5 protein-coding genes are annotated in these 14439 nt (G+C 67.4%); all 5 read right to left on the bottom strand.

Annotated elements, in window-relative coordinates; translation table 11 throughout:
- Positions 1–122: 122 nt before the first annotated feature.
- From CCOS864_RS11645 to CCOS864_RS11625, 5 genes are read right to left on the bottom strand one after another with little or no spacing between them, the layout of a single operon-like run.
- The gene (locus CCOS864_RS11645) at positions 123–1820 is read right to left on the bottom strand and encodes an ABC transporter ATP-binding protein (RefSeq protein WP_115086443.1); all 1698 of its coding nucleotides are present in this window, start codon (positions 1818–1820) and stop codon (positions 123–125) included.
- Entirely contained in the window at positions 1817–3556 is a 1740-nt protein-coding gene (locus CCOS864_RS11640) for an ABC transporter ATP-binding protein (RefSeq protein WP_115086442.1), read from the bottom strand. The genes CCOS864_RS11645 and CCOS864_RS11640 overlap by 4 nt, the downstream gene beginning before the upstream one ends.
- On the bottom strand, positions 3553–4590 hold the full coding sequence (locus CCOS864_RS11635) for a Gfo/Idh/MocA family oxidoreductase (protein WP_115086441.1): 1038 nt from the start codon (positions 4588–4590) through the stop codon (positions 3553–3555). Before CCOS864_RS11635 ends, CCOS864_RS11640 begins: the two co-directional genes overlap by 4 nt.
- Positions 4587–9992 carry a non-ribosomal peptide synthetase gene (locus CCOS864_RS11630; RefSeq protein WP_115086440.1) on the bottom strand — a complete coding sequence of 1802 codons (5406 nt, stop codon included), beginning with the start codon at positions 9990–9992 and terminating at the stop codon, positions 4587–4589. The genes CCOS864_RS11635 and CCOS864_RS11630 overlap by 4 nt, the downstream gene beginning before the upstream one ends.
- The gene (locus CCOS864_RS11625; protein ID WP_115086439.1) at positions 9989–14311 is read right to left on the bottom strand and encodes a non-ribosomal peptide synthetase; all 4323 of its coding nucleotides are present in this window, start codon (positions 14309–14311) and stop codon (positions 9989–9991) included. Before CCOS864_RS11625 ends, CCOS864_RS11630 begins: the two co-directional genes overlap by 4 nt.
- Positions 14312–14439 lie beyond the last annotated feature (128 nt).

Genomic DNA, 14439 nt, shown 5'->3' with positions numbered 1-14439 from the left:
GACTCCCAGATGTAACATTGCCCCGCCCCATTTCGATAATAATTCTCATTAGTATCCTTCAAACGAGTGGGTGAACTTTTCGATTTAGTGACTTTTTCAATTGATGCCCGGCACCAATGCCCTTAGCCGTCGACACGCTGCTGCTCGACGAACTGCGCATACCAAGGGTGGGTGGCGAGCAACTGTTCGTGGCTGCCGCAGCCGCTCAAGCGTCCGGCCTCAAGCACCAGGATCTGATCGGCGTCACGCACCAGCGCCGGGTTGTGCGACACCAGCACCAGTGTGCGCCGGCCACGCAACGCCCGCAGGCTGCGATTGACCCGCGCCTCGCTGCGCGCATCGAGGCTGGCGGTGGGTTCGTCGAGCAACACGATCGGCGCTTCGGACAGCAGCGCCCGCGCCAGGCCCACTCGCTGGCGCTGACCACCCGACAGCAAGGCACCGCCCGGGCCGACTTCGCAGTGCCAGCCGTCCGCCAGGCTGGCGAGCACCTCATCCAGCGCAGCCGCTTCGGCGGCCTGCTGCAGTTGCGCCGGTGTCGCCTGTGGCCGCGCCATGCTGACATTCCACAGCAGGCTGCCGGCGAACAGGCCGCTGTCCTGGAACACCTGGGTCAGCTGCGCGGCGAGGGTTTGCTCGCTCAATTGGCGGATGTCCACCTGGCCCAGGCGCACTTCGCCGGCCTGGGCATCCATCCCGCGGCCAAGCAAGGCCAGCAGCGTGCTTTTACCGGCCCCCGAAGGCCCGACAATGGCCGTGAAGGTGCCGGGCGCGCAGTGCAGGTCGAGGTCCTTGAGCAGGTGCTCGCCGTGTTCGCCGTAGCTGTTCAGACCCTGGCCCTGAAGGCTGGCATCCCGTGGTTGCAGGCCGGGTTGCGGGCTGAACAGTGTTGGTTCGCCCAGCACCCCCAGCACCTGCGCCAAGGCCTGCCAGGCCATGCGCAAGGCCTGGTCCAGTTGCGCCAGCTGCGACAGCGGCTCGACAAAGCGCACCAGCAAGACCAGCACTGCCACCAGCAGCGCCCCCGGCAAGTGCCCGGCAGCCACCGCCAGCACCCCGCCGACGAGCACCGCCGAAAACACCAGTTGCACTGCGCTGGCAAAGCCCAGGCTGGCGGGCAGTGCCCGGCGATTGAGCGAACGGGTCGCCTGATGTTGTTGCTGCAGGGCCTCGCGCAGGGCTACCTGGCCCTGACTGGCATCAGCACTGCTGCGCATCAGCGGCTGCTGCTCGGCGAAGGCTTGCAGCAGTTGCCCGGCATGACGATCCACCGCCTGGCGCTGTTGCTCCAGCTCCAGGCTGCGCCGCCCGGCCCAGCGCAGCAGGCCGAACAACGGCAGGTAGGCCAGCGCCAGCAGCAGCGCCAGCCGAGGCGCGATGGCGAACAGGCCGAGGACCACCACCGTCGGCGTGACCAACGCGGTTATCAACGGTGCCAACAGGTGCGCCGGGATGCTCATGCTATTGAACACCGGCCCGCGAACCAGGTCCTCAAGATGACGCTGCCGGCCCAGCGGCAGCCGTGGCAAATGCGCCAGCAGACGCGACACCAGCCCCGTCGCCAGCCCCGCCCCGGCCAGGTAACCACGACGCTGGGCGATGTAGCTGACCAGGGCGTGCAGCAGCGTCAGGCCGAGCAATAGCCACACAGGCTGCAGCGCATCAGGAGCCGCAGGGTCGAACCAGGCCAGCATCAGCGGCACCAGTGCCAGCCCGGCCAGGCCATCGAGCACGGCGGCCAGCACCATCCAGATCAAGGCCCCGCGCAGGGTTTGCCAGGTGCGCAGTGGCAGTTGGCGCAGGGACGAAAAAACGCTCATGACACAGGCTCCATTTGATCGGCGCTCGACATTTGTTCACGCCACAACTGACGGTAAAGGCCGTCCGTGGCCAGCAACTGCTGGTGACAGCCGCGCTGCACAATCCGGCCTTCGTTCAGCACCAGGATCTGCTCGGCATGGCAGATGCTCTGCAACCGGTGGGCAACGATCAGCCGGGTACGCCCGGCCGCCCCCTCATGCAAGGCAGTGCGCAAGGCCCGCTCGGTTTGCGGATCGGTCGCCGAGGTCGGCTCGTCCAAGAGCATGATCGGCGCGCTCGAGAGCAGCGCGCGGGCGATGGCCAGGCGTTGCAGCTCGCCGCCAGAGAGCCTTACGTCGTCACCAGCGATGCTCGCGTAGCCCTTGGGCAAGGCCATGATCCGGCTGTCCAGGCACGCCGCCCGCGCGGCCTGGCGAATCTGCGCCAGGCTCGCGTCGGGCTGGTACAGGGCGATGTTCTGCGCCAGGGACAAACGCAGCGCGCCGGCGTGCTGGAACACCAGCGCCAGATGACGTTGCAGTTGCTGGCTGGCGACCTGGCGAACATCCACCCCGCCCACCAGCACCTGCCCGCTGTCGACGTCCATGAACCGTGCAATCAACCCGGCCAGGGTGCTTTTGCCCGCGCCCGACGGCCCCACCAGCGCCGTGGTGGTGCCCGGTTCCAGGCGCAGGTTGATCGCCGCCAGCACCGGGACCGAGCCATGGGCGAAGTACACCTCACGCATTTCCACGCTGGCGTCCCTGGGCACTTGCGGCGCGTCGGGTTCGGCCAACGGCGGCGTACTCAACACCGCCTGCAGGCGCTGCGCGCTGACCCGCGCACTGTTGAGGGCATCGAGGCCGTGCCCCATCGCCAACACTGGCGCGGCCATGGCCCGTACCAGCAACAGGAAGGCGCACAACTGCGCCGCGCCCACCTCGGTCAGTCCCGCCAGCAAAGCCCCGAGCACCACCCAGGCCAGCAGCCAGGGTGCGCCGAGCAGCACCTGGATCAGCGCAGCGAGATGACCGGCGCGGCTCACCCAGTGGCTGAAGCGTTGGTCGAATTGGTGTACCGCCTGTTGCAGGCTGCGGTGGATGCCCGCACCCGGAAACTGGCGCACCAGTCCCAGGTTCGCGGCAAACTGACTGTAAGCGCTGAACAACTGCTGGATCGCAGCATTACGCCGTTCGACATCTTCGCGGTAATGCGCCGAGCCCAGCCGCCAGTAACCCAGCACTCCCAACCCCAGTGGTAGCAGGCACCAGAGCGCCAAACCGCTGTCGCTCCACAGCAGGTAGCTCAGGGTGGCCAGAGGAATCAGCAGCAGGTTGACCAGATCGGTCGGGGCATGGCCGACCAGTTGGTGCAGCGCCCGCACATCCTGTTCGGCATAACGGGTGACGCCGTCGGCCCCCAGCCGCGCGAACCAGCCCAGGGGCAAGCGTTGCAGATGCTCGGCCAGGCGCACCCGCAAGCGGTTGCACAGGTCGGCATCCACGCTGTGGGTGAGGTGCAGTGCCAGGGTCTGACCACACAGCCACAGGGCCGAGCCGAACACCGCCAGCAGCACCCAGCCCATCACCCCAGGCGCCAACGGCGGCGCCTGGTGCAGGCCGTCGGCCAGATGCGCCAGGGCTATCAACGGCACCAGCGAACTGATCCCGGCGATGGCCTGCACCGCCACCGCTAGCCACAAGCGCGCGCGAAAAGGCTGCAACAATGCCCGCAATTCGGGCCCCAGAAAGTTCATCGGCAACCCTCCAGGGCCTGCGCCAGGCTTGCCGCCGGCAGCGCCTGGGGTGGCGTTTCGGGAAAGCCGATGGCCGCCGTCACCTGCTGCCAGAGCCCGACCACTTCCAGGCTGCGCTGTTGCCGACGCACCAGGCCGACGCCGTCGAGCAACGGTTGCAGGGCACTGGCCGCCGCCTGTGGCCAGACCTGGCGATAGACCTGCCCCCAATCGGTGGCGGCGTCCTGCAGCACTTCGACACACGGCAAGGCGACGCCAGTCAGATCGAACAACCCGTGCACATCCTCGCTCGGCGCACGCACCGCCGGCATCCACAGCAGCGGCCCATGGGGCGAGGCCAGCAGCAGGGTGCCGCTGTCGGTGGCGAGGCTGATGCGCTGGAGCATCTGCATGCGCCCGTCATCGGCCGCCGCCAGTTCGTTGAGCACGCGTAACGACACCGGTACCTCAGCCATGATCAGGCTGATATCGCGCCACGGCGACAGCGCCGGCGCCAGATTGTCCAGCGACCACGGCCCCACCGACTCCAGTAGCGCCGCCAGCAAATCCAGGGTCGCGTAGCTGACCTGCACCGCGCAGTTGGCCTCGATGTGGCGAATCCCCTGCTGGCGATGCAACTGCCGGCCGAGCTCGATAAAGCGCGCCACCCACGGCAATTGCGGATAGAAGCTGTTGAGCAGGCAACGCCGCTGCAAGCGCGCCGCAGTACGCAACAGCTCGTGCAACTCCTGGGGCAACAGCGGGTGTTCGATCAGCACATCCATGCCACGCGCCATCAACGCTTGCGCCAGGGCCGGGCCCTGCTCGCCGCGTGCCGCGCCGCCCACCGCCACGCAGGCCAGGCGGGTATCGTCGGGCACCTGTTCGAGGGCGTCGAAACACGGCACCTGCAGGTGCCGGGCCAGGGCCTGTGAGCGGCGACTGCCCTGCCCCAGCACCCCCACCAGTTCGAGGTTGTCGGCGGCAGCGACACCGGCGGCATAGAACTGGCCGAAGCGCGAGCCCACCACCAGGGTTTTGACGGGGTTGTTCATGGACGGTGTTCCTCCAGCAAGTGACGACTGAGCCCGGCGCTCAGGCAATCGAAGTGATTGCCGCGCAGGGTCTGCACGGTGAGCGGCGCCAGCGATGCCGCCTGCCACCAAGCCTGCAGGCTGGCCTGGTGATTGGCGATCAAGGGGTTGCTGACGCTCGGCACGAACAGGCGCACGGCGCCGACATAAGGCACGCTGTCGCTGTAGTGACTGGCCCGCACCGAATGGGCGAACACCCGGTACAGCTGCTCATCGGCGATGCCACGGGCGGCGGCCAGCACCCGGGACTTGAGCTGCGCTGCGTCGAAATGTGGCAGGCCCTCACTCAGGCTGCCCGCGGCCAGGTGCTGCGGCGAATCCTTCAGCCCCTGGGCCAGTGCGGCGTGCAGTTGTTCGGCAGACGGCAAGCCCAGCGCCTGCGCATCCAGGCCAAGGGTGGCGGCGAAGCTGTAGAGAATCAGCAGCTCATCGTCCACCCGATAGGGAATGCGGTAGCTGGAGACAATGTCCACCTGGCGCACCTCGGCCCCCAGTTGCAGCAATGCCTTGGCCAGTTCCAGGGTCACCAGCCCGCCGGAGCAGTAGCCCAGCAGGTCGAAGCTGCGCCGGCCGCTGTCCCACAAGGCCTGGGCATAGCGTTTGCCGAGGGTCGCATTCACGTGTTGCGCAGGCAGGCGCAGGTAGCCCTCGCTGTCGTGCACCGCGAGCCCCAGCAGCGGGCCGCTGCCCGCCAGTTCCGCGATCAACCCGCGATAAGGCAGCAACGTGCCGAGGCCCTCATGCACCAGCACCCGGGCAACGCCCTCGCCAGCGGCCAGTTCGCTCAGGGTATCCAGCCGCACGCGCCCGGTCAACGGCGCTCGGGTCGTATCCAGGGCGGGCGTTGCCGGTTGTTCCGGGGCCGGCGCCTCAGTGCACGATTCGCTGCGCAGGCGCTGCGCCAGGCCGGCCGGGGTCGGCTGGCTGAGGGCCCAGCGCAGCAGGCGGTCGAAGGGGTGCGCACGGGCCAGGGGTTCCTGTTCGCGCACGCCGGCGATCAATTGGGCGATCAGCAGCGAGTCACCACCGGCGGCGAAGAAATCCTGCTCGGCCGACAGGTCGCTGCAGTCGAGCACTCGCTGCCAGTGACCGATCAGGCGCTGCACCAGCTCATCACCCACCTCGGCCCGTACCTGGCGCACCGGTTCCAATTGGCGCTGCTGCGCCTGCGTGGTCAGGGCGCGGCGGTCGATCTTGCCGTTGGCGGTCACCGGCAGGCGGTCCAGCACTCGCACCTGGGCCGGCACCATGTAACGCGGCACCCGCTCGGCAATAAACGTCAGCAAGGTCTGGGCAGGCAACAGTGGCCGGTCGGTTTTCATCCGCGCCACCAACAGGTCATAGCCCAGCACCGCCAGCACACTGGCCGGTGAAGCCAGGGCCTGGGCATGGTCCCCTGCTTCACCGTTGAGCCAATCCAGCCACTGTTGCCGGTGCACGAACAACTGCCCGTTGGCCACGCGCAAGTCCTCGGGCGTCTCCATCATCAGGCTTTGGCTGATACTGATTTCCCGGTGCTCGCGGGTCAGCTCCTGGATCACCAGCCAGGCATCGGCTTGCAACAACTGGCGCAGGCCGGCCAGCAGGCGTGGGGTATCGAGGGCATTGTTCAAGGCCCCGGAACTGAGCACAAGGTCCACCGAGCCTGCATGCAGGCCCTGCTCGCAGGCGGGCTTGTTCATGTCAAAGTGCATGAAGCGCACCCATGGGTACTCGGCAAAGCGTTCCCGTGCTGCATTGAGGAAGTAGCTGGAAACATCGGAGAACAGGTAGTCGATCTGCACACCGGCTGCCACCAACGGTGCCAGCGCCGGAATGACCGAGGCACTGGCCGCGCCAGTGCCAGCACCGACTTCAAGAATGCGCCAGCTACGCTGCCCTTCACGGGCAACAATCGCGCTCACCGCCTCGGCCATGGCCTGGTGCAGCACCTGTGCATGCAGGCCGCGGCTGTACATGGCTTCGGCAATATGCGCCGAACCTTGCGGGAACATCAGGCTCGCCGGGCTCAGCCGGCCGTCCAGTTGCTCGGCCAGGCGCATGGCGCTGCCCCGCAGGTAATCCACCAGTTCCACCGGCCAAAGCCCCGCCGGCGCCCGTTCAGCGAAGTGCGCCCAGGCTGCTGCTTGATCGACCTCGCCCGGGTCCACGGCGCAGCGCCAGCCCGTGCCCTGGCGTTGCAGAAAGCCGCTGTAGGTCAACAGGGTCAGCCAATGGCGCAACAGGCGTTGCTGGCCTGGCTCCAGTTTCAGGGCCTGACACAGCGGGGCAAACTCTACGTCCTGCGCCAACGCCAGCAAACCACTGCCGGCCAGCCAGTGCAGCAGCGATGCATCTGCCGCCCGGTCCAGCGCCGCCAGGGCGGCCTGAATTTCCTCACGGGGGCCGAAATCGGCCTGCTCCAGGGTGTCGCGCGCCTTGGCCACAACCCGGGCCAGTTCCTCGCCCACCCGCTGGGTATCGCTGGCCGAAGCCTGCAAGGTGACAAAGCTGCACAACGAACGCTCGTGGCGCTCGCCCAGCAGTACCGTGGTGCTGGCTGCAATCTGTGGATGGGCCAGCCAGCCGGCGTCGATTTCCGCCAGTTCGATGCGATGGCCACGGATCTTCACCTGATCGTCCTGGCGTCCGAGAAACTCGATCAGGCCGTCCTCATCCAGGTAACGTCCCAGGTCCCCGGTACGATACAGGCGCCGTCCGCTGGCATGGGTGATGAAGCGTTCGGCGGTACGCTGCGGGTCTTCGGCGTAGCCGAGGGCCAGGCCAAGGCCACCGATATGAATCTCGCCGCGTACCCCCGGCGGGCATTGCCTGCCGAGGCTGTCGAGCACTTCCAGGGTCTGGCCGTTGAGGGCGCGGCCATAGGGGATGCTCGGCAAGGCCGTGTCGGCGGGACGGATGGGATGCTCTACCGACCAGATGGCCGCCTCGGTCGCGCCTCCCAGGCTGAACAGCTGGCTGTCGGGCCAGCGCTGCCACCAGCGGGTCGGCAAGGTGGTGGGGATCCAGTCGCCGGACCACATCACGCAACGCGGCCCGGGAATCACAGCCGGCTCGGTCTCCAGGTAATCGATCAGCATCTGGCCCTGGGCCGGCACCGAGTTCCACAAGGTCACGCCGTGCTCACGCATCAGTTGCGCCCAGTGGGAGGGATCGGCGCCGCGTTCGGGGTCTGGCAGCACCACCTGCGCGCCGACCGCCGTAGCCCCGAAGAAGTCATACACCGACAGGTCGAAACTCAGCTCCGCCAGCCCCAGCACCCGGTCCTGGGCGTTGACGCCGTAGCGCTGGTTGATGTCGTCGAGGGTGTTGACCACCGCGCCATGGCTGAGCATCACGCCCTTGGGCGTACCGGTGGAGCCGGAGGTGTAGATGATGTAGGCCAGGTCACCGGCTTGCACCGCCAGCGGTTCGCGCGGCGGCCAGTGGCTGGCGGCGGCGAGGCTGTCGATGGCGATACGCGGCAGCTCAAGGCCCGCCGGCAAGGCCTCGGCCTCCAGGCTGATGACGGCGGCAATCCCGGCGTCACGCAAAATGGCTTCGCGGCGCAGGGCCGGTTGCCGGATATCAATGGGCACATAGGCGGCGCCCATCTGGTTGATACCCAGCACCGCCATCAGTTGCCAGGCGCTCTTGGGCAGCATCACCGCCACCCGCGCGCCGGGCGCTACCTCAAGCGCCTCCAGCGCCGCGCGTACGGCGTCGGCGTGCTGGGCAACCTGACGGTAGCTGTAATGCCCGGCGCGGTCGCTGATCACCGGCGCGTCCGGGGTGCGCAGCGCCTGGCGGGCAAAGCCGCTGGCAATGTTGCGGTCCAGGGCCTTGTGCGCCGAGAGCCGCGGCGGCCGTTGTTGGGTCAACACGATGTCGCCGCGCACTTGCCACAGCTGCGCATCTGCGGACAGGCGCTGCAGCAGGTCGACATAAGCGTCGAACATCTGCGCGGCCATGCCTTGCGGCAGCACGCCGACGCGCACGTCCCAGCCGATCTGCAAACCACCGTACTGGTCGCTGACCTGGCAATCGATCCACACCTGGGACGTCTGGCTGATCATGTAGCTCGGCGGCTGCAACAAGCGTCCGCAATCCCCCAGCAGGCGCTCGACGCTGCCAATGCCGCTGGTGAACACCACCGGCATCAGGTCGGCGCCACGCCCCTGGACCCGTGCCAGCTCGCGCAATACCTCGACCCCGGTAAAGCGGCTGTGATCCAGGTCATCGAACAACTGCGCGCCGATACGCCGCGCCCGCTGGACAAAGTTCGCGCCGCTGGCGCCGTGCACCGCCAGCAGGCTCAGGGCGGTGAAGTCGCCCAGCACCTGGCCCAGTTGCGGGTGCAGGTCCGGCCGGTTGAGTACGGTGAGGTTCAGGCAGAAATCGGCGCTCTGGCTCCAGCGCCCGATCACCTCGGCGAACGCCGCCAGGGTGACGCCCGCAGCGCTTAAGCCCTGGGCGCTGGCCAGGGCACAGAGGGCGTTCCACTGGGCCGCGCTCAATGCGCCATGGTGGTGCTCGAAGCGGCGCGAGGCGATCCCGGCGTCATCGCTCAGGGGCAGGTCCGGACGCCCGGGCAGGCTATCGAGGCGCGCCAGCCACCAGGCCTTGTCACGTTGCCAGGCGGCGCTTTCACGCACCTCATGTTCATGCTGCAGGTAGTCGCGATAGGTCGCCTCCAGCACCGGCCAATGCCGCGTTGGCTCCAGGTAGCGCTGGGTCAGTTCCACCAGCAACAGTTGCAGGCTGGCGTAATCGAGCAAGGTGAAATCCACCGAACAATGCAGGATCGCCCGTTCCGCGCCCAGGCTCACTTCCGGCAACAGGATCGGCCATTGGTCGAGGGCATGGCAGGCATGATCCAGGCGCTCGCGCACCTGCTGCAGATGCGCTTCGAACGCCAGCGGCGAGGCCTGGCGCAGGTCATGCAGCGGCAAGCGTTGCCAGGGCACCTGGGCCTGCACGCACTGGCGGCTGTTGTCGTGCACCACCGCGCGCAACATCGGGTGGCGCTGTACCAGGGCGTTCCAGGCCTGGTTCAGTTGCTCGATGTCGACATTGGCCGGCCAGGGGTACTCGACGTACAGGTGGCAGGCGTTGCCGCCATAGTCGAACGCCGGGTTGCGCCCCAGCACATAGGCGCCCTGCACCGCGCTCAGGGCAAAAGGTTGCAGCGCCTGCCCGGGTTGCGAGCGCCACTGCGCGCGTGGCGACAGATGGACCATCAGTGCTTCACGCTGGGCGCGGATGCGCTCGGCCAGGGCCGGGTCCAGCGCCCCTTGCGGCGCGCGAAAACGCAGCTGGCCTTCAGTGGCCCAGAGTTCGATCTGGCGTTCACGACAGATGTGCAACAGGTCATCCAGGCTCATAGCACGCCCTCCTCAATGGCAGCACTGCTCGCCAGCAGCGCGGCCATGCCCGCCAATGTCGGCTGCAGGTAGAAATCACTCATGCGCAGGCTGACACCCATCTGCTCGCGCACGCTGGCCAACAGACGGGTAGCCAGCAGGCTGTCGCCACCCAGGCTGAAAAAGCTGCCTTGGGCATTGCGCACCGGGCGTCCCAGCACCGCCTCCCAGCACACGGCCAAAGGTTGCAATGCCGGGCTCAGCTCGCCCTCTTCGCTGCTGGCCGGCTGGCGGCGTTGCAACGCCTGAGTCATGCAGGCCTGCAGGCGGCTGCGGTCGATCTTGGCGTTGGCATTGAGCGCCAGACGCGGCAGGCACCAGAGGTGTTCGGGGCGCATCGCTTGCGGCAAGCGCTGTTGCAGCCAGTGCTGCAGGCTGTCGCCGGTCAAGGCGTCGGCCGCGGCCGTGGCGCTGACCAGCAGCATCGCCGGGTTCTGCCACAGGCAGTGCAGGTCGGCAAAGCCGCTGTGCCCGAGCATGCGCGCGATCTGCACGGCGTCGGCCAACACCGGTGTGCGGCTGTCGAGCAGTGCCGCGCTGACCAGGCGTAGCGGCGAATCGCGCAACAGCTCGGCCAGCAGCAGGCGGCCGCCTGGCTTGAGCAGCGCCTGGGCCAGGTTCAGGCAGTCGGCGGGCTGGGCATAGCCGTGCAAGGCGGCGAAGCTGATCACCAGGTCGTATTGGCAGCAATGCTCAACGGGCAACAGGCTGTCCAGCAGCAGTTGGCTGGCAGCACCCTGGCGCTTGCCGGCGGTGGCAGCCAGCAGGCCGGGGCTGGTTTCGAACAGGGTCACTTGCAGGTCGCAGTGGCTCAGGTGATCGAGCCATTGCTCGAGCAACTGCCCGCCGCGCACATCCAGCACCGCGACCCTCAGCGGCCCGGCCTGGGCACTGCACTGCTGCTGCACAGCCTGGCTCATGGCATCCAGCAACTGGCGCCCGGCCGGCAGGTTGAGGGCCATGGCCTGGGGGGCCAACAACGGATCGAACAACACCTGCGTGGCGCCGCCTTCGCTGCACAACAGCGACTGCAGCGCGCCGACCATGGCCTGCAGGTCGGCCTCCCGCCAGCCCAGTTGTGCCAATGCATCACCGAGGCTCAGCGACTCGGCGGGTTGCTCGCGCAACCACTGGCGCCAGGTGTCCAGCAGTGGCAGCGCCGGCAACGCTTGCCCGTGCAGCAGACGTTGCAGCAGTTCATCGGTAACCCGGGCTTCAGCTTGCGGCGTGTCGTCCAGCAATGACCGGCCTTGCCATGCATCCGCGGCGACCTTGACCGGCGCTGCGTTCAGCACCAGCACCGCGCCGAGGCTGGCCACCGTCCCCGGCAATACCGCCGCGCAGGCGCTGTCGATCAGCGGATGGGCGCTCAGCGCTGCCTCGATTTCGCCCAGTTCGATACGTTGCCCGCGAACCTTCACCTGCTGGTCGATACGGCCGAGAAACTCGATAGTGCCGTCGCCCCAGAAGCGCCCGCGATCCCCGGTGTGGTACCAGCGCCCGCGCTCGTCGCTGCGAAAACGTTGCGCGGTCAGTTGCGGATCGTTGCGGTAGCCTCGCGCCAGGCTGCCACCGCCAATCAGCAATTGTCCCACCACCTGGTCGGGCACATCCCGACCGCTGTCATCGACCACCCGATAGGCCTGGCCGGCCAGGGGCTTGCCATAGGGGATCGAGGTCCAGTGGCCCGGCACTTCGTCGATGCTGTGCAGGTTCGACCAGATCCCGGCCTCGGTGGCGCCGCCCAGGCCATACACCCGGCACTGCGCTGTGGCCTGTCGGCGCAAGCGTGCGGCGAGGTCCAGGGCAATCCAGTCGCCCGACAGCAACACCGCCCGCAGGCTCTGGTAGTGACAGTCGCCCGCAGCAATGCCCAGGGCCATTTCCAGCAGCGCCGGCGCCGAGTTCCACAGGCTCACCCGGTGCTCGGCAATCAATTGCGCCCAGCGCGCCGCGTCGCGGGTTTCCTCGGGTTGCAGCAGCACCAGGCGGGCGCCCTGCCCCAGCACGCCGAACAGGTCGAACACCGACAGGTCGAAATCCAGCGCCGACACCGCCAGCAAGCAGTCATCGCGGTCGATCCCGAGCTCGGCCTGCAATGCGTCGATGGTATTCATTGCCGCGCCATGACTCACCTCGACCCCCTTGGGCACGCCGGTGGAGCCGGAGGTGTAGATCACATAGGCGCTGGCCTGCGGCGCCTGCACGCGTGGCGCAGCCAGGGGCGCGGACTGCTCCAGGCGCGCCAGGTCCAGCCAGCGCAACGACGGGCTATCAGGCGTAAGCGTCGGCGGCGCCTCGGCAATCACCAGGCTTATGCCCGCTGCCGACTCGATCAGGCTACGGCGCGCTGGCGGTTGCGCAGTATCGACGGGGACGTAGCAGCCACCGGCCGCCAGCACGCCGAACACCGCGACGATCTGCCCGAGCCCGCGCGGCAGGCAGACTTCCACCGCCTCGCCCTGGCGCATGCCGGCTTCCAGCAAGCCGGCGGCCACCCGTAGCGAACGCGTGGCCAGTTCACCGTAGGTGCAGCGTTGAGCGCCACAGATCAGCGCCAGGTCTTCCGGCCGCTGCCCGCTGTGGCGGAAGAAATCTTCCAGCAAGCCACGCCCCGGGGCGAGCGCCGGGACGCTGTTCTGGCGCGCGCTCCGGGCCTGTTGCGCCAGCGGCAGGAGTACCGGTTGCGGCAGGCTCCAGTCGCTGTCGGCAAGGCGCTGCAGCAGCTCGATGTAGGCCTGGAACATCGCCTCGAGCACGCCGTCGGCGAACAGTTCACTGATGCTGTCCCAGGCCAGCAACAGGCCGTCTTCGACCCGGTACAGCTGGTGGTCGAGCCACACCTGCGGGGTTTGCGAGAGCATATCGTGCAGGTCGCCAAACACTTCGCGAAAGCTCGCCGGGACAAACCCCGACTCGCTCAGGTTGCTGGAAAACACCACCGGCGCCGAACGCGGATGGCCCTGGCGCCGGCCTTCGCGCAGCACTTCCAGTGCGGGAAACGCCGAGCGGTCGATGGTGCCATGGAGGCTGCACTGGAACTGCCGCACCGCTTCGGCGAAGGGCAATTGCGGTGCGTCCTGACACTCCACCAGCAGCAAAGTGGTGAAGTCGGCTATTACCTGATCGATGCCGGGCTGATCATCGTGACGGTCGAACAACGGCACGTTGAGCAGGAAGTTCGACTGCCCGCTCCAGCGCGCCAACACCGCATTGAAGGCGGTGGCGAACACGCAGGACAAGGTCAGGCCGTGGCCGGTAGCCTGGCGCTGCAAGCGCTCGGCTTCCGCGCCGCTGAGGACAAACGCCTGGCGGCTGAAGCGCGGTTCGCGGATCGACTCGGGCGCGCAGGCCAGCGGCAGCGCCGGGCCATCGGGCAACTGCGCCAGGCGTTGGCACCAGTACTCGCGGTCACGGGCATAAGCTTCGGCGCGGCGTAGCTGACGGCGCTTCAGATAGTCGGCAAAGTGCAGGGTCGGCGGCGCCGGCAACAACGCTGGCGCCAGGTAGGCCTGGCCCAGGTCCGCCATCAACAGGCGCAGGCTTTCCACGTCGACCGCCAGCAGGTCGACACTCAGCCAGACCCGGTCACGGCCGTCGGGCATCTGCACCAGGCCCACCAGCATCACTTGCCCAGCCTCCACCGCCAGGCATTGGTGCGAGCGCCAGCGGCGCAGTTCGGCCCAGGCTGGTTGCGCCGCTTGTGGTGAATGTTGGCGCCAGTCCTGATGGTCAAACACTGGCTGTGTCGGCGACGCCAGAATGCGTTGGCGGCCCTCGTTGAAACTGGCCCGCAGCATCGGGTGCCGGGCCTGCACCAGGCTCACAGCGGCTTCAAGGCGTCGCGGTTCGATGCCCTGGCAGTCGAACTCGAGCCAAGCGTGACAACTGATATTGCCCAGCACTTCAGCGGCGCCACGGCCCAGCCAGTAGGCCTGTTGCACGGCACTGAGTTCGAAGCTCTCCGCGCCTGCTGATGCAGGTGCAACGGCAGGCGCCAGCGTAGGTTGCAAGGTTTGCCCGCGCAACAGCGCCAGCCAGGCAGCCACGCTCGGCTCGGCACTCAACTGGGCAAAATCGACCTGTAGCCCGTGGCTGCGCAGGCGCTCTTGCAGATACATCAGGCGAATTGAATCCAGCCCGCAGCCGAGCAGGTTTTCCTCGTCGCCCAGGCTGTCGATTTCATCCACGGTGGCACCCAGCAACTGGGCGAGGTGTTCGATCAGCCAGGGGCGCAGCGGGTTGGCCGGGGGGGTGTCTGCTGTTGTCAGCTCGCTCATGAAAAGCTTCCTGTGACCCTTGAAAATAAAGTCTGCGCGGCTCACAAAGATGCAAGCCATTATCAAATGAGACTTTATCGCAAGCAGGTTTTCAGGAAGCGCTCAAGGCTTTAGATGCACAGGCCTTT

It is taken from the genome of Pseudomonas wadenswilerensis (genome assembly GCF_900497695.1).
In the GTDB taxonomy this organism is placed as follows: Bacteria; Pseudomonadota; Gammaproteobacteria; order Pseudomonadales; family Pseudomonadaceae; genus Aquipseudomonas; species Aquipseudomonas wadenswilerensis.
Note: the sequence above shows the minus strand (reverse complement) of the source record. Positions and strands in the feature narration are given on the sequence as shown.

Coding starts and splice junctions, on each gene's coding strand:
- CCOS864_RS11640 (WP_115086442.1), bottom strand. CDS start 3,556: ATGAACTTTCTGGGGCCCGAATTGCGGGCATTGTTGCAGCCTTTTCGC.
- CCOS864_RS11635 (WP_115086441.1), bottom strand. CDS start 4,590: ATGAACAACCCCGTCAAAACCCTGGTGGTGGGCTCGCGCTTCGGCCAG.
- CCOS864_RS11625 (WP_115086439.1), bottom strand. CDS start 14,311: ATGAGCGAGCTGACAACAGCAGACACCCCCCCGGCCAACCCGCTGCGC.
- CCOS864_RS11630 (WP_115086440.1), bottom strand. CDS start 9,992: ATGAGCCTGGATGACCTGTTGCACATCTGTCGTGAACGCCAGATCGAA.
- CCOS864_RS11645 (WP_115086443.1), bottom strand. CDS start 1,820: ATGAGCGTTTTTTCGTCCCTGCGCCAACTGCCACTGCGCACCTGGCAA.